A 13,060-nucleotide genomic window follows, 5' to 3' on the forward strand; every position below is an offset into this window, starting at 1 on the left:
CCTAACTTTGTTTAATATCAACTCTTAAAATAGTATTTGCTGTTGCTAAGAGACCACCAAGCACAAAATCAAGGTATGAATGTGCAATAGTAGTTGAATCCTTATCAATTTGTTCATTTGGAATTGGCAACATGTATTTACTTGGTTTAAATTTAATAAGCTCTGCATTTAATGGATAAATTAGTATCTGATTTTGAAGTAAGTTACTTGTCTGTATATATACTTCTCTTCTATTATTAACAGCCTTTATGGTCTTAATAAGGAAGTCTTCCCATGAATCATTAGAAGAATAGGTGTTAGATGATGAGGACGTATTTGTTATTGCATATGGTTTGATAAGTTTCAAACTGGTTTGTGGATCAACTAATACCATAAATGGTGTTGAGAATTCATCTCCTAGCTCTAATTTTGCAAGTCCTGACTCAATCTTTTCAAATATCTTATCCATTTTATCTTTATCGCTACTTTGAACTTGTTCTTTAACTTGTTTTGGCATATTAAGAAGTCCGTACATATTAGGAAGCATGCGTTTTTCATTCTTACCATCTTTCTGGATTGAAACAGCACCTGTTAAGATAAAATGGTCAATAAGTTTAATAATTTCATTACTTGCAAGCTTATATGCTTCTCTAAAGGGGAGTAAATTATTATTTACATCACCTGCATAATCATTATTTTTATAAAATTTCTCAGCGGTTTGCTTTAAATGTCTAAACCTGTACTGTAAGCTAAGGTAATTAAGCTTGATTGACTCTGATTTAAATCCTATTGTTGCAATAGTATTAACTTCATTTACTAATGTTGTAGGATTTGCATCAAGAAACGCATCCCATTTTATTGTTTTTAAGTATCCTATCGTTAAATTGACATCTTCGATTTGTTCATTTGAAAACCATTTGTAAAATACTGGTGTCTTTATCTCCGGGAATACATTTGCTATTTCTTTAGCATAATAGTTTTGGTCATATAATTCTGACATTTTTAAACTCCTTTAATTTATTAACTTGGCTTACCTTTATTACCATAAACAGCCACATGTACTATGTAAAGGTTATCCGTACTATCAATTTCGATTGAATCTGACAATGCTACTGCATTAATTTTGTTATTACTTGAAGTATTCTTTTCAACTTGTCCATTTGAGTTAAATTTAAGCTTATCTTTTCTCTTTATAGAATTATCTTTAGCAACAAGATACCCTTGAAATATATTTGTAATAGGAATTACTGTTGCAGTTTGTGTAAATTCATCAACATCTATGCATATTCCATAAAGGTCATCCTCACCTCCAGCTTCAACATGTGGTTCATAGTGTGGCTGTCCTTCAACAAAAGGATCTACAACACGTTTTACTCCTCTTTTGTATGGATAGCCTTTAAAGAAGTAATTCTCTAACTTGTCATGCTTACCAGTTAGAGTCCCGCCAGAATTACTAAAATGTAAATTCTTATCTCTAAAATCAGTAGTGTTACTAAAGACACAACCATCATTGCTAGGATTCTTCATTAGCTTTTTTAGTTTTTTAGCTTGTTCTTCATATTTATTTACTAACTCAGTTACACTTGACACTGTAATCCTCCTATTTTAAGAAATTGCCTTATTACCATAAAGAGATATCTTTACTAAATACAATTTATAATCTTCTTGCCCTCGCTTATCATCCTCATCAGTAAGGTGTAATGTAAATATGTTACTTAGTGCAATTGCGTTAATTGAAACTGACGAGCTACTAGATGCTTTAATCACTTCTCCATTTGAATTGAAATCTAATCTATCACCTATTGCAATCCCACTTGAGCTTCCAGATACAACGTAACCCTCAAAATTATCAGTTATTGGTATTACCGTTGCCACATTAGTATTCTCATCTATATCAATGCATATTCCATACATATTCTTGCCATCAGAAACTTCTACTTGCACTTCATCAGATTTACTTGTTTCAATTTTTAATTTAACAGCACGTTTGTATGGAAATCCTAAAGATGGGTATTCTTCTAATTTATCTGTGCTACTTGATACAGATTGACATATAGCATCAAATGTTAAATTTTTATCTCTAAATCCAGTCTTGGCTTTAAAAACAGGTGACTCATCATCAAAACTTTTAGAGTATTTTCGCAATTTTAACAAATATTCTTTAAGTGTCTTACCTTGGTCTGTCTCTAGTACTGCTGCATGTCTTTTACTTCGACTCTTAACCTTTGTAGAAGGATCTTGCACGGACGCTCTCTGTTCTTGTTCTAGTTGTTGTTTTAAAACCTGGATAACTTCAGTATCATCCATTTGAGAATAAATATCAGAATCAACCGATTCATCTGGAACATTTGGTATTAAGTTTGGATCTCGATGATCTTCTCTACTCACCATTAATTAATCCCTCGATTCCCAAATATACTTACAAGTGCTATGTACAGGTTTTCATTAATTTTAAATGCCTTTGATAAGGCAGTACCATTAATAACACGAGAACCTGAACCGCTGTCATTTTCAATCTCTCCATTAGTATCAAATTTAACTTTGACACCTGGTGTAATTGAAGATTGACTACTCTTCTTTACTACTAAATATCCAGTAAAATTATCAGTTATTGGCATTACTGTTGCGGTCCCAGTAAATTCATCAATATCAATGCATATTCCATAAAGGTCAGAACCACCCCCAGCCTCAACACAAGGTTCATAACCATCCTCAAAAGATAACTTTACTCCTCTCTTGTATGGATATCCCTTAATTGGATGATTTTCTAACCTATCAACACTGCTGGCTATAGTCCCACCTTGATTTGCAAAGTGTATTCCTTTATCTTTAAAACCTATATCTACATGAAATAGACCAGCATCTCTATTTGGGTTCTTCATTAGGTCTTGTATTTCTTCTACTTTCTTTAAGTATTCTTCTCTAATCTGTGTTATAGTCTGTGACATATATACTTATCTCCTTTAAGCAGCTTTTTGACTTTTAAGCTTATAAAACTCATGTCTCATGTCTTTATAACCATTTGCAATAGAAATACTAAATTCATCAAAGTTTTGGGGACTAAAGTTAAAATTTAATATGGATATATCCTCATTTATTAAGTCAAGTTTAATCTCGCCTTTTGGACTGGAACTAGTAGTAGAGCGAGTTCTTTTTTTTATATTTGATTTAGCAAGGTTTACAAGTTGTTCAAGTACTTTTCCATCTAAATGTTGTACTTCCCTTACATTAGCAATAGCTTGAATATCATCAACCGGTACATATTTCCTAACAAGTTCCCTACGTTGTGCTTGTATTATATCTTTAAGTGAGTATCCCCTAGCAAGAAGTGTCTCTTTATTGAAATGTGAACTTAAATGTTTACGTGCTAAAGTATCAATCTCATTAATACGAGTAGCTTCACTTAGTAATCTATTTTCTTCTTCCAATCGCACTTGTGAATCAGCAAGCTCTTTTGATATCATCTCATTAATACTTAAATTCTTATCTTCAGATTCTTTTGCTGCTTTGTACGCTTTGTATTTTTCATATTCACTTTTATATTCTTCATATTCCTTATATTCTTTTAAACTTAAAGTAATACCATTGCTACCCTCCAAGTTATCCTCTACACTCTTAGCTAAGCCATCATTTTGTATGCTATCTATATTTTCTTGTATTTTTTGATTCATAAAATCTCCTTATTAACCTTCATAAAAAAATAATTTATGCTTTAAAACATTAAGTTCTCTTGTGCTTAATGTTTTACTTGACTCCAATTCCTTATATTTAAGGGCTAATTCTATAAGTCGCATATCACTCTCATACTTTTCTTCTTCAGTTAGTACATAAAGTGAATTAAATCTCATGTCTAAATGATAATGTTTAACAAGTTTACTATTACAACTAATCTCTAACTCTTCTTGAACACTTTTTAAAAAGTCATAATAATTAGACCTATCACCTTTACCATCATTCCCAAGCCCCTTGGTTTGTTCATTAAAACTTCTAGTTAATGGCTCTTTTGTGTCAGCACCAATCTTTGCCTTTACTAAGGCTAATGCGTCCTTTAAATAGGTTAAGTCATACTTAATAACTTCAAGTGACGCATCTGATGTTCCACTGTAAAAAATACCATTATTATTTATGTTAGATATAAGTTTAGAGAGCTCTCGCTCTAAATCTCTATTTACACTCTTGAGTGTGTTTATATGACTTTGCTCTTCATTTACATTTCTTTTAAACAGGTTAGAAAATATGCTTGGCTTATAATTAACACCTTTAGTTAAAAGCTCTAATGAGTTTGTAGCATCACTTAAGGCATCTTGTAATGTTGCTAATGATTCATCCTTATAAAATAAAAAGTTATGTTGCCCTATTCGCCGCTCTATTTCTTTATATATTTCTTCAAAAAGATATATATTAAGCAAAAAACTTTGCGTATAACATGGACTGTAGGCTTTAAGTATATAATCATAATTAGAGTGTATGATTATCCTACTCTTATGAATCTTTACTTCTCTATAAGATATCTTCTCATCTGTATTTACTTTGAAATTGTATGTTATATAAGTAAAGTCAGGCCCCTCATCGCGAACGCTGTTATAGTCAAGATACATAAACCCAGTAGGAAGTTCTCGGTTCACGCTTAAGTGTAAATCTTCTAAAGCGTCAGCAGTTTTAACTAAAATGTATCCAACACCATTAAAACGGTAACTAATTAGACACTGCAATAATGCTGTCTTTAACTCTATTTTTAAGGCTTCTAAAGCATCATTAATATTAATAACAGTATTAATACTATTTAAGGTAATTCCATTCTTAAGAGTATCTTCTGCTACATTTGAAATGTAGTTTCTAAAAAATATTGAATATTTATATAATTCATTTGCACTAATTTTAAAATTAACTCTCATTGGGTCTCCAAACCTTACAGAGACCAAGTATAACACAATAACTAGTTTTTGCTAGATATTTTTATCAAAAAAATCAAATAATTTTTGTAAAAAAATGACTAAAAAAAGATAATTTACAGAAGGTCAATTAAATAAAGGTGGCTTTAGGTAAATAAATTTACTTTACTAATAATGACATTAATGCTAAGAATATTCCTATATTAAGGGTAATAAGAGTACCAAACATCCAACCATGAAGTTTAAGTTTATTATCGAGTACATTGAATTTAGTATCAATCTTATTATCAAGTTCATTGAATTTAGTATCAATCTTATTATCAAGTTCGGCTTTAACAGATTTAATTTCAGCTTGTAAGCTTGACTCTACCTTTTCAATCTTGGTGTTAAGATTATTCTCAACAGAATCAATTTTGTTATCCAGGTCGGTTTTGACAGATTTAATCTCAGATTGTAAGAGAGCTTCAACTTTTTCAAGCTTAAGGTTAAAGTTATTCTCTACAGTGTCTATTTTGGTATTAAGCTCATCCTTAACACTACTAATCCCATCTTCTAAGTGTTTTAACTTTATGTCAAAGTTTTCTTTTAAGAATTCAATATCTTTGTAAGTCAGTTCATTTTTATAATACCTATAAGACAGGTCAATAGCAATATCTCTTTTAATACCGGCTTTAGTAAGTTCAGCTATAACCATTTGCTGTGTAATAACAGGCTGCGCAAGTCCCATAAAAACACTCCTTATGTAATTATTATATAATATTTTAACTGTTATAGGAACCTTATTTTAGTAAAATGAGCTTTAAGAGTACGCATACTTAGAGTCAATAACATATATGATGCTGATAGGCTATCTAATGAATCATCATCACTCTTACCATCTCCTTTGTACTTATAAATATCAGATACAGCTGACTTACTTGAATAATCCATAATACTAAGTTTAGATGTTGCAAATGGCTCTATTAATGTAGCAATTCTAGTAAATTTATTACTTATAGGTTTAATTGGAGCAATTTTAAAATTATGACTCATACCCGCCCTAAGTTTAAGAAACATTTTAGTCACATTCCCATGCCCAGAAACGTTATCCCTATCTTCAACATATAGTTTGTGTACATTAAGGTTTGTAAGTATAGTTTTAATTGTATTTAACATTTTAGGATCACCTACTGGTAACTTTTCTTGAAAAATAAATGCATAATAACTTTGATCTACTCGCTCCAAAACACAAAGGGCTGTATTATCTCCTCCTATACTATATGCAGGATCTAAATATGCTATTGGGGATATAAATTCATGCTTACTTGTAAGATTAACATTAGTAAATATCGCATCACAGGACGGGACCCATTCTCCAAGTAGAACCCTTGCCTTATATGTTGGAATGTCCTTGTAAATCTCTTCTTGGGTTTTAATAAAATCCCGAGAAATTAATTCATTATCATATGTTGTAAAGTTATATGTAGAGTAAATTTTTGTATTATCAATATAATCAAGCTTAAAGAAATGTTCAGGACTATCTGGATTGGTATCAAATATAATTGCCTGCATTCCTACTCTAAGCCTTTTTAAACATTCTATTAATGTTTCTTTATGCAGTGTAGTTGCTTCATTAACGTAAATAAGCGCTGAATTAGAGCCTCTAAACCGCTCAAAATCACTTGCCCTATCACCTCCATACAAATTAACTCTTAGTGAGTCTATTTCAAAATATGATGTATTAGAAAATTTTGGCCTAAAGGGTATTTTAAGCATACTAGCAATATCTCCTAACTCACCCATAACATTAACCTCTAATGATTTTTGGGAATTTCCTATTATAAAATTATTAGTATTTCTTTTATACACATTCCTATTTGTAAGCAGTATTTTTAAGAATAGATAACATGCTAGAAATGTTTTACCGCTAGCAATCCCACCTGAGAGGATAATTTTACTTTGTTTATTCTTCTCGATATTACGTACTACTTTAAGTTGTTTTGAAGTTAAATATTTACTTTCAAACCCTTTAAAATCAACCTCCAATGCTTTAGGCTTAATAAAATCCATTATATCAATACCAAAATCACGCTTGTACTCTCGCTGCATTTCTTTAAATATAGGCAGCTTATATATATCCATTACCATATCCTTTAAATTTGTAATTTAGAGCGCACATCTGTATCAGTAGCTTTAAGCTTTAGCATTGTCTTGTAACATAGTGACATTTTCTTAAGTTCTCTCTCCCTTTTAAGCTCATCGAGTTTAAGTTTTAACTCTTCAAGCTCACGACTCTCTTCTTCTGAATGTGCAACTTTTTTACTTAAAGTCTTCTTGTAAAGATTGCTAATTTGAGACTCGAGTTCTTCTATTTTGTAATTATGAGTTTTAAGTTCTAACTCTAAATAACGACTAAATGAATTTATAAATTCTAGTCCCAACATACTTTTAGCCATACTAAACTGACTTTTAAGATCACGCGCCTGGGCTGTACTTTGTGATGCATGAAATAAGATATTATTTAAAGTATCTTCACAAATAGTAAGCTTAGCAGCACCATTAATATACTCAGGGTCATCCTTAATCTCTTCCCATTTGCGTCTCATCTTTCCTACATTAACACGACTAACTCCAAGCTCTTTTGCTATACCAGTGTTATTAAGCTTCCCTTCTCTAAAATACACAACATAATCATCAAACGATTTCTTTATCCTACTCATACCTTTTAATATAAGTTAACTAATAGGTTAACAAAAATATATTTAACATAAAATTTATAACAAAACAATAAATTTTACAAAAACAATTAATACTTATACGTACATGTACATTAAGAAGATAAATAGAGATATATTTTTAAATCAAAAAAGATAAGGGGATTTATATGAATAAAATTAATTTTATTTTGATTTTATTATTACTAATTAGTAGTTGTGAATATGAGCATGGAAATGCTACACCTAAGAGTAGAGTTAAAAGAAACTTCGAAGAACAAGAAGAAGTACAAAAAACACCTGAGGACGCATTAAGAGAAAAGCTAAATGAAACTCAAAAAACAAATCTAGATTTTTTAAAACAAGCTTTGGGTAATGATGACCTTTTTAACAAATTTTTAAATCATGATGAATCTAAAATAAAGGAAGCACTTGAACATATAAAGACTGAACTTGAAAAATGTAATGGAAATGATGAAGGTAAAAGCACTTTTAAAACCGTTGTACAAGGATACTTTAGCAAAATGGATGAAAGTACGCTCAATGGTTTTAAAACTCAAGCAACAAGCACCTGTGGAGCAGGTGGTTAAATAAAACTCTAATAATAAGGAAGTTAAGATAAGATAGATTTAAAAAAGAAAGATTTAAGAAAATAAGACAACAAAATTCTAGATAAATAAGTGTAAGAGAGAATAAATTAAACTCGTTATAAAAATGGTAAGAGTAACTATAAAAGTAAACTTTAAGTTAACAGAGATAGAGAATTTAAATTTTATACTAAAAAACCCATCATTGCAAAGTTGAAAGATACTGAGTAGGCAAATAAAGGATATAGAAAGTAAAATTATAAGTATTTGTTAAAGATAGCAAGAAGTATGTAGATTATTTATTGCTAATCACCTTAAAAACAACTTTTCTCTAAATTACAAGCATTCTACACACCATATTTTATATACAATGGAGACCTTTAAAAATTGACTCTACGCATAAGTATTTGCTAATATTTTTATAACTAATTTTATCTATTTTTAATGTGTTTAGTTAACTTTGAAATTACATGAAAGGGAAACATTTAATTAACTGCAGTCTTAACTTAAAAATTAAAGAATTAGAAATGCAAAATGAACGCTTAAGTGAAGAATTAACTCTACTTAAAAGTCAAAGCAAAACTAGACATACTAAAAAATTATCCCCACCTTTAAGATTTTATCTAAATGACAAGACAATTAGACTTGTAAAACGCTCTATAGAGAGACTTAAAAGTCTAGACCCCATTTCAGGATGGTTTGTACACTTACTCTCAATTACTGGTTGTAGGGGTGTTGAGATGCAAAATGTAAAACTTACTGACATATATAAAGAGACGTGTAGTAATGGTGAAGTATTTTATTCTATTCGCGTTAATGTAGCTAAAAAGCGTAGCAATATCTGTATTAGAGAAGTAGTCATTAGTAAATCTGAATTTAAATCTATAATGCAAGCCCATCAAAACTACTTTTTATCTAAAGGAAAAGACACAAGACGTACATATCTATTTCAAAAAAGTAAACTTAAATTTCGTGACAATAAAATTAACATAAGTGAGATCGCAACTAGGTTTAAGGAATTACTCATTAAGGGAGGATTTAAACATCGCAAATCTTTGCATATACTTCGTAATATATTTATAGCATCACTAAAGTCTAGAGGATATAATTCATTTGAAATTAAAGAACTTATGAAATATTCATCTACTTCTGAGATTGATAATGTTTATGGTCTCTCAAGTGCAAGTAAAATACAGGCTTACAGAGATATCAAAACTAGCTTGAAATAACTTTTAAATTTTGCTAATATTTTTAAGGACTACTCCCCCCACTTCAAGATTTTTACCAAGCACCAGTAAATACCTAATTTGACATTTAGGTATTTATTTTACAAAAAAAATATTTGTTAATCCTTTGTTTTTGATAAAATTATAGTTTATAATATATATATTCTTTAAACCAAAATTTCATTATGAAAAGAGAACAGGGACTCTAAACTTTTCTAGAGTCCTTTCTCTTTACGCTTGCATTTTAAACATTTCCTTTTGAACATAACGAATACTCTTTAAATCCATACTTGACCTATTAGTTTTGTATGAAGTAGCTAGTAGCTCATGTTTAGTTTGCTTGAAAATACTTGCTATACCAGTTGAGCGTGCTACATAGTTTATGAAAAGATTATGCTTTAAGAAAAGCTTAACTACTCTTAAATCATCAAATTCACTTACTGCAAACTGCCAGTTATATCTCTTAAGCTCTATAATAAGTCTCTCTAGAGAATCTAAATTCCATCCACGATTATCAGCAAGATTCCCATGAGAAATTGAATATGGAGGGTCAAGATATACAAATGTTGAGCTTACCTTGTCTCGATTAGGTAGTGCAGCTAAAAATTTAAATATATCACGTGATGTAAATATTGCATTATCAAGCATCTCTTTAAATCTAGACTTATATGTCTGAAGGTTTTCTAAAAACAATCTCTTAGCATTACTTCGATCCAACTTCATAGTTGAACTAGATGAACCATAAAGTGAATATAAACATCTAAGCACCATGTACTCAATTTTGTCTCTGTTCTCATCAATTATGCTGTCATAAATAATCGCATCTCTTACACGATTGTAGAGCAACTCAGGGTCTTGCTTTAAGATATAGAAAAACTTATATATAAATTTAGAATTATCATTGAGTATATTATAATGGGCTAATGGTTTTGCAAAAAATACTGCTCCTGTACCAAAAAATCCTTCAATATACTGAGTATGCTTAGGAAAAAGACTTATAATATCAGCACTATAGCGGTACTTACTTCCTTCTCTACTTAGTAGTTTCAATATTTCTTAAATATTCTCCTTGATGTAATCTCATATTCAACGCCACGCTCTTTAAGTGTCAGTGAATCATAAAGCACAGATGACAAATTAGTTGCTATAAAATGATATCCTGGTGTATTTTTTATTTTAACTTCACTTATCTCAAATTCTCCATCTAAACATCTGTAAGCAGGGCTCTCCCACCTAACACTTGCACTGATATCAAACCGTCTTAGTACAGCGCATGGATTTAGAATATAACAATTACTTCTCATACACCCTGACTTAACAAAGTTATGATAATTCCTATTTATATCAAGAACACTAAACTGCAACTTTTTAAAAACTGATACGTAATAATGAAGAGATAAAAAGTAACATCCCCACTGACGTACTTCTGAGACTAAATTTGGATTATTTTGTGTTATTTTCATATATAATCTCACTTACAATCTTTATTTTTAAAACTACAACCCCTACTTCCCTTAAGTTAAATATAGATATTAAAAAGGAATATCTTCATAAAACTTATCTTCAAGCTTATTCTCATTAATATCTTGTGTTTTAATTGATGAGTTTAAAACGCAAATATCATTTACCAAAATACTGTATTTACTCTTACCCTCACCTGTACGCTTATCATTCCAACTTGAATAAGATAGGGCTCCACTAAGTACAACTTGAACCCCTCGTTTAAGTAAAGCAGCAAGACTCTCAGCTCTAGCTCCAAAAATCACACAGTCAAAAAATTGAGCCTGTCTTGTCACACAGTTATTCTTCTTTACACCTCTATTATTAGCTAGTGTAAATTTTAATATAGGAAAACTATTACTAGTATAAATAACCTCACAGTTTCTTGTTAAACGACCAGACATACTTAACAAGTTAATATCAAACACCAGAACTCTCCTTATCATGAATCCTACTTAAAAGTTCCATACGTCTTAAATCACAATCAAGTCTCTCAAGATTTTCTAAAAATTCTCGTCTTGCATAATAAGCTTGAATGAGATTCTTTATACTTCTCACACCAAACTTACATAAAAATCTTAAAATCTTGTAAGTAATTACTAAAAATAAAGCTATAAACATAAATCTCATAAAGGTACCCTTAAACAGCTTTTAAAATAGGTGTAGACCATTCATTTGAATTACTACTAAAAGTAAAGTCTATAACACAGCTTAAAAACTTAAACCTATCCTTAATAGCTCTCTTACTCATATCTAAAGAGAACCTATTCCCATCAAAGTTATAATTTATATGTTCATTTAAAGAAAATTTACGATAAAGATCCTCTATTTGAAATTTAAGTTTATCTTTAATAGGTTTGGTTACCCTAGCCAACTCTAACGCCTGAGCCTTTTTAGTCTCCTCTTCTACTTTGTCAATTTCAGATTGCAATGCATTAATCTCATCTAAACGTCTACTTAAATCCAAAATTTCGTCTTCATCAATCTCAAGTTGACTTGATTTTACAAATTCTAAAAATTCAAGCTTGAAATCTACATCACATAGCTCTTCATATAAAAAATTATTTCTCAAAAAATCCCTGATAATATCACTAAGCTCATCTAAATCAATATTTTTAATATCAATATCACTACTTGATTTTAAAGACTGGGCAATACTACTAACTTCTCCCTCTAATCTTGAAACTTCAGTCATTATATAACTAATAAAATCATCACTCTTATCAATTACACAGTTTATTGCTTCTCCACCTATGATAAAAAATAAATTTCCCTTATCTAAACCTGTACAGAGTAGCTGCATTTGTACTTGAACATAATACTTGAAGAAATATTTATCTTCTAAAAAATTACCATTCTTGTTGTATTCAATAGCTGCACTTTTTAAGTAAAAATTATCACTAATTTTGATCTCAAGTAACTCGGCTTCTCCCGAGTTATTTACAAACCATCCATCAATTGTTGAACCAACTAATGTCTCACAGCCCTCAACTTTTTTAAAGTAATTATATTTGTCAACACCATTTGCATATTTGTTTTTATGTAACACCTCAATATTATCCACGTTCATACGAACAAATTCATCAAATCCTAAAGATTCTAATATCTTTCCCTTTCTCATGCTCAAATTATCTTCAAATGGTATTTCTCTTCCTATAGCTTTAAGTATTCGCTCTCGCATTAATTTCTCTAAAGAATCAGCTCCAATAAACATGCTTCCAACTTCACTAGCTCCCATACGCTTTAACGATTCTCTTTGCACACTAAAGTCAACCTTACTATTAAACTTAAAACACTCATTCTTACCAATTTTTGGTAATTTATGTCCAACTCTACTTATTTTACTTAACTGTTTTTGTTTACCTTTAAGATTTTCTTGACTTTGATATGCAAAAGATTCAAAACCCTTAAACACCATTTGTCCGTACAAATCAAATTGTTGCATCCTTTCCTCTAATCCTGAATTATTTATTTTTGTTACATTTATCATATTTAAACTCCTTATCTATTGTGTTTTATAAAAAAAATAATATAGCAAAAAATTGTTTTTGTCAAAATTTTTGATATATTTTTTTGTTAAATTATACAAAAAAACATTTTTATCACAATAAAAGTTTACTTTTTAATATTTATTGAGTTATTATGATTAGTAATAAAACACAATAAATAATAGGGGATTAGAA

General features: G+C 29.9%; 16 protein-coding genes. 2 read left to right on the forward strand and 14 right to left on the reverse strand.

The features are described from left to right. Window position 1: 1 nt before the first annotated feature. The 9 genes from bpuSUM_RS05515 to bpuSUM_RS05555 form a co-directional block, all read right to left on the reverse strand. A complete protein-coding gene (locus bpuSUM_RS05515) occupies window positions 2–979 on the reverse strand; it encodes a hypothetical protein (RefSeq protein ID WP_247066788.1) in 978 nt (325 codons plus the stop codon). A 20-nt stretch (window positions 980–999) separates the two neighbouring features. Beyond that, complete coding sequence (locus bpuSUM_RS05520) at window positions 1,000–1,569, reverse strand: DUF228 domain-containing protein (protein WP_247066790.1); 570 nt, start codon at window positions 1,567–1,569, stop codon at window positions 1,000–1,002. Window positions 1,570–1,584: 15 nt separating this feature from the next. Beyond that, entirely contained in the window at window positions 1,585–2,370 is a 786-nt protein-coding gene (locus tag bpuSUM_RS05525; RefSeq protein ID WP_247066793.1) for a DUF228 domain-containing protein, read from the reverse strand. After that, window positions 2,370–2,927: a DUF228 domain-containing protein gene (locus tag bpuSUM_RS05530; RefSeq protein WP_247066795.1), complete on the reverse strand. Its 558-nt coding sequence runs from the start codon at window positions 2,925–2,927 to the stop codon at window positions 2,370–2,372. Before bpuSUM_RS05530 ends, bpuSUM_RS05525 begins: the two co-directional genes overlap by 1 nt. A gap of 15 nt (window positions 2,928–2,942) precedes the next feature. Next, window positions 2,943–3,650 (reverse strand): DUF1357 family protein, encoded by a 708-nt coding sequence (locus bpuSUM_RS05535; RefSeq protein WP_247066797.1) that lies wholly within the window; start codon window positions 3,648–3,650, stop codon window positions 2,943–2,945. Window positions 3,651–3,662: 12 nt separating this feature from the next. Further along, entirely contained in the window at window positions 3,663–4,874 is a 1,212-nt protein-coding gene (locus bpuSUM_RS05540) for an anti-CBASS protein Acb1 family protein (protein WP_247066799.1), read from the reverse strand. Window positions 4,875–5,031: 157 nt separating this feature from the next. Further along, the gene (bdr, locus tag bpuSUM_RS05545) at window positions 5,032–5,598 is read right to left on the reverse strand and encodes a Bdr family repetitive protein (RefSeq protein WP_247066800.1); all 567 of its coding nucleotides are present in this window, start codon (window positions 5,596–5,598) and stop codon (window positions 5,032–5,034) included. Between the two features lie 41 nt (window positions 5,599–5,639). After that, window positions 5,640–6,992 carry a PBSX family phage terminase large subunit gene (locus bpuSUM_RS05550; RefSeq protein WP_247066882.1) on the reverse strand — a complete coding sequence of 451 codons (1,353 nt, stop codon included), beginning with the start codon at window positions 6,990–6,992 and terminating at the stop codon, window positions 5,640–5,642. A gap of 11 nt (window positions 6,993–7,003) precedes the next feature. Beyond that, entirely contained in the window at window positions 7,004–7,570 is a 567-nt protein-coding gene (locus tag bpuSUM_RS05555) for a DUF603 domain-containing protein (protein WP_247066802.1), read from the reverse strand. A gap of 164 nt (window positions 7,571–7,734) precedes the next feature. Here bpuSUM_RS05555 and bpuSUM_RS05560 point away from each other — a divergent pair, with 164 nt between their 5' ends. Together bpuSUM_RS05560 and bpuSUM_RS05565 are read left to right on the forward strand one after the other, a co-directional pair. Next, window positions 7,735–8,154: an Mlp family lipoprotein gene (locus tag bpuSUM_RS05560; protein ID WP_247066804.1), complete on the forward strand. Its 420-nt coding sequence runs from the start codon at window positions 7,735–7,737 to the stop codon at window positions 8,152–8,154. A gap of 467 nt (window positions 8,155–8,621) precedes the next feature. Continuing rightward, window positions 8,622–9,380, forward strand: coding sequence for a tyrosine-type recombinase/integrase (locus tag bpuSUM_RS05565; protein WP_247066806.1), 759 nt, complete (start codon window positions 8,622–8,624; stop codon window positions 9,378–9,380). A gap of 228 nt (window positions 9,381–9,608) precedes the next feature. Here bpuSUM_RS05565 and bpuSUM_RS05570 read toward each other — a convergent pair whose 3' ends face one another. From bpuSUM_RS05570 to bpuSUM_RS05590, 5 genes are all read right to left on the reverse strand, one after another. After that, a complete protein-coding gene (locus tag bpuSUM_RS05570) occupies window positions 9,609–10,427 on the reverse strand; it encodes a DNA adenine methylase (protein ID WP_247066815.1) in 819 nt (272 codons plus the stop codon). Further along, window positions 10,424–10,840 carry a DUF261 domain-containing protein gene (locus bpuSUM_RS05575; protein ID WP_247066817.1) on the reverse strand — a complete coding sequence of 139 codons (417 nt, stop codon included), beginning with the start codon at window positions 10,838–10,840 and terminating at the stop codon, window positions 10,424–10,426. Before bpuSUM_RS05575 ends, bpuSUM_RS05570 begins: the two co-directional genes overlap by 4 nt. A gap of 69 nt (window positions 10,841–10,909) precedes the next feature. Then, window positions 10,910–11,281, reverse strand: coding sequence for a single-stranded DNA-binding protein (locus bpuSUM_RS05580; RefSeq protein WP_247066819.1), 372 nt, complete (start codon window positions 11,279–11,281; stop codon window positions 10,910–10,912). Window positions 11,282–11,297: 16 nt separating this feature from the next. Then, on the reverse strand, window positions 11,298–11,507 hold the full coding sequence (locus bpuSUM_RS05585) for a hypothetical protein (RefSeq protein ID WP_247066821.1): 210 nt from the start codon (window positions 11,505–11,507) through the stop codon (window positions 11,298–11,300). A gap of 10 nt (window positions 11,508–11,517) precedes the next feature. Continuing rightward, window positions 11,518–12,867 carry a DUF244 domain-containing protein gene (locus bpuSUM_RS05590; RefSeq protein ID WP_247066823.1) on the reverse strand — a complete coding sequence of 450 codons (1,350 nt, stop codon included), beginning with the start codon at window positions 12,865–12,867 and terminating at the stop codon, window positions 11,518–11,520. Window positions 12,868–13,060: the final 193 nt, after the last annotated feature.

Origin of the sequence: Borrelia puertoricensis, from assembly GCF_023035875.1 — a bacterium.
In the GTDB taxonomy this organism is placed as follows: Bacteria; Spirochaetota; Spirochaetia; order Borreliales; family Borreliaceae; genus Borrelia; species Borrelia puertoricensis.

Bases quoted from the DNA above. Each gene is read 5' to 3' on its own strand.
- bpuSUM_RS05560 (WP_247066804.1), top strand. From the start codon at position 7,735: ATGAATAAAATTAATTTTATTTTGATTTTATTATTACTAATTAGTAGT.
- bpuSUM_RS05535 (WP_247066797.1), bottom strand. From the start codon at position 3,650: ATGAATCAAAAAATACAAGAAAATATAGATAGCATACAAAATGATGGC.
- bpuSUM_RS05575 (WP_247066817.1), bottom strand. From the start codon at position 10,840: ATGAAAATAACACAAAATAATCCAAATTTAGTCTCAGAAGTACGTCAG.
- bpuSUM_RS05525 (WP_247066793.1), bottom strand. From the start codon at position 2,370: ATGGTGAGTAGAGAAGATCATCGAGATCCAAACTTAATACCAAATGTT.
- bpuSUM_RS05590 (WP_247066823.1), bottom strand. From the start codon at position 12,867: ATGATAAATGTAACAAAAATAAATAATTCAGGATTAGAGGAAAGGATG.
- bpuSUM_RS05580 (WP_247066819.1), bottom strand. From the start codon at position 11,281: ATGTCTGGTCGTTTAACAAGAAACTGTGAGGTTATTTATACTAGTAAT.
- bpuSUM_RS05555 (WP_247066802.1), bottom strand. From the start codon at position 7,570: ATGAGTAGGATAAAGAAATCGTTTGATGATTATGTTGTGTATTTTAGA.
- bpuSUM_RS05565 (WP_247066806.1), top strand. From the start codon at position 8,622: ATGAAAGGGAAACATTTAATTAACTGCAGTCTTAACTTAAAAATTAAA.
- bpuSUM_RS05585 (WP_247066821.1), bottom strand. From the start codon at position 11,507: ATGAGATTTATGTTTATAGCTTTATTTTTAGTAATTACTTACAAGATT.
- bpuSUM_RS05540 (WP_247066799.1), bottom strand. From the start codon at position 4,874: ATGAGAGTTAATTTTAAAATTAGTGCAAATGAATTATATAAATATTCA.
- bpuSUM_RS05515 (WP_247066788.1), bottom strand. From the start codon at position 979: ATGTCAGAATTATATGACCAAAACTATTATGCTAAAGAAATAGCAAAT.
- bdr (WP_247066800.1), bottom strand. From the start codon at position 5,598: ATGGGACTTGCGCAGCCTGTTATTACACAGCAAATGGTTATAGCTGAA.
- bpuSUM_RS05550 (WP_247066882.1), bottom strand. From the start codon at position 6,992: ATGGATATATATAAGCTGCCTATATTTAAAGAAATGCAGCGAGAGTAC.
- bpuSUM_RS05530 (WP_247066795.1), bottom strand. From the start codon at position 2,927: ATGTCACAGACTATAACACAGATTAGAGAAGAATACTTAAAGAAAGTA.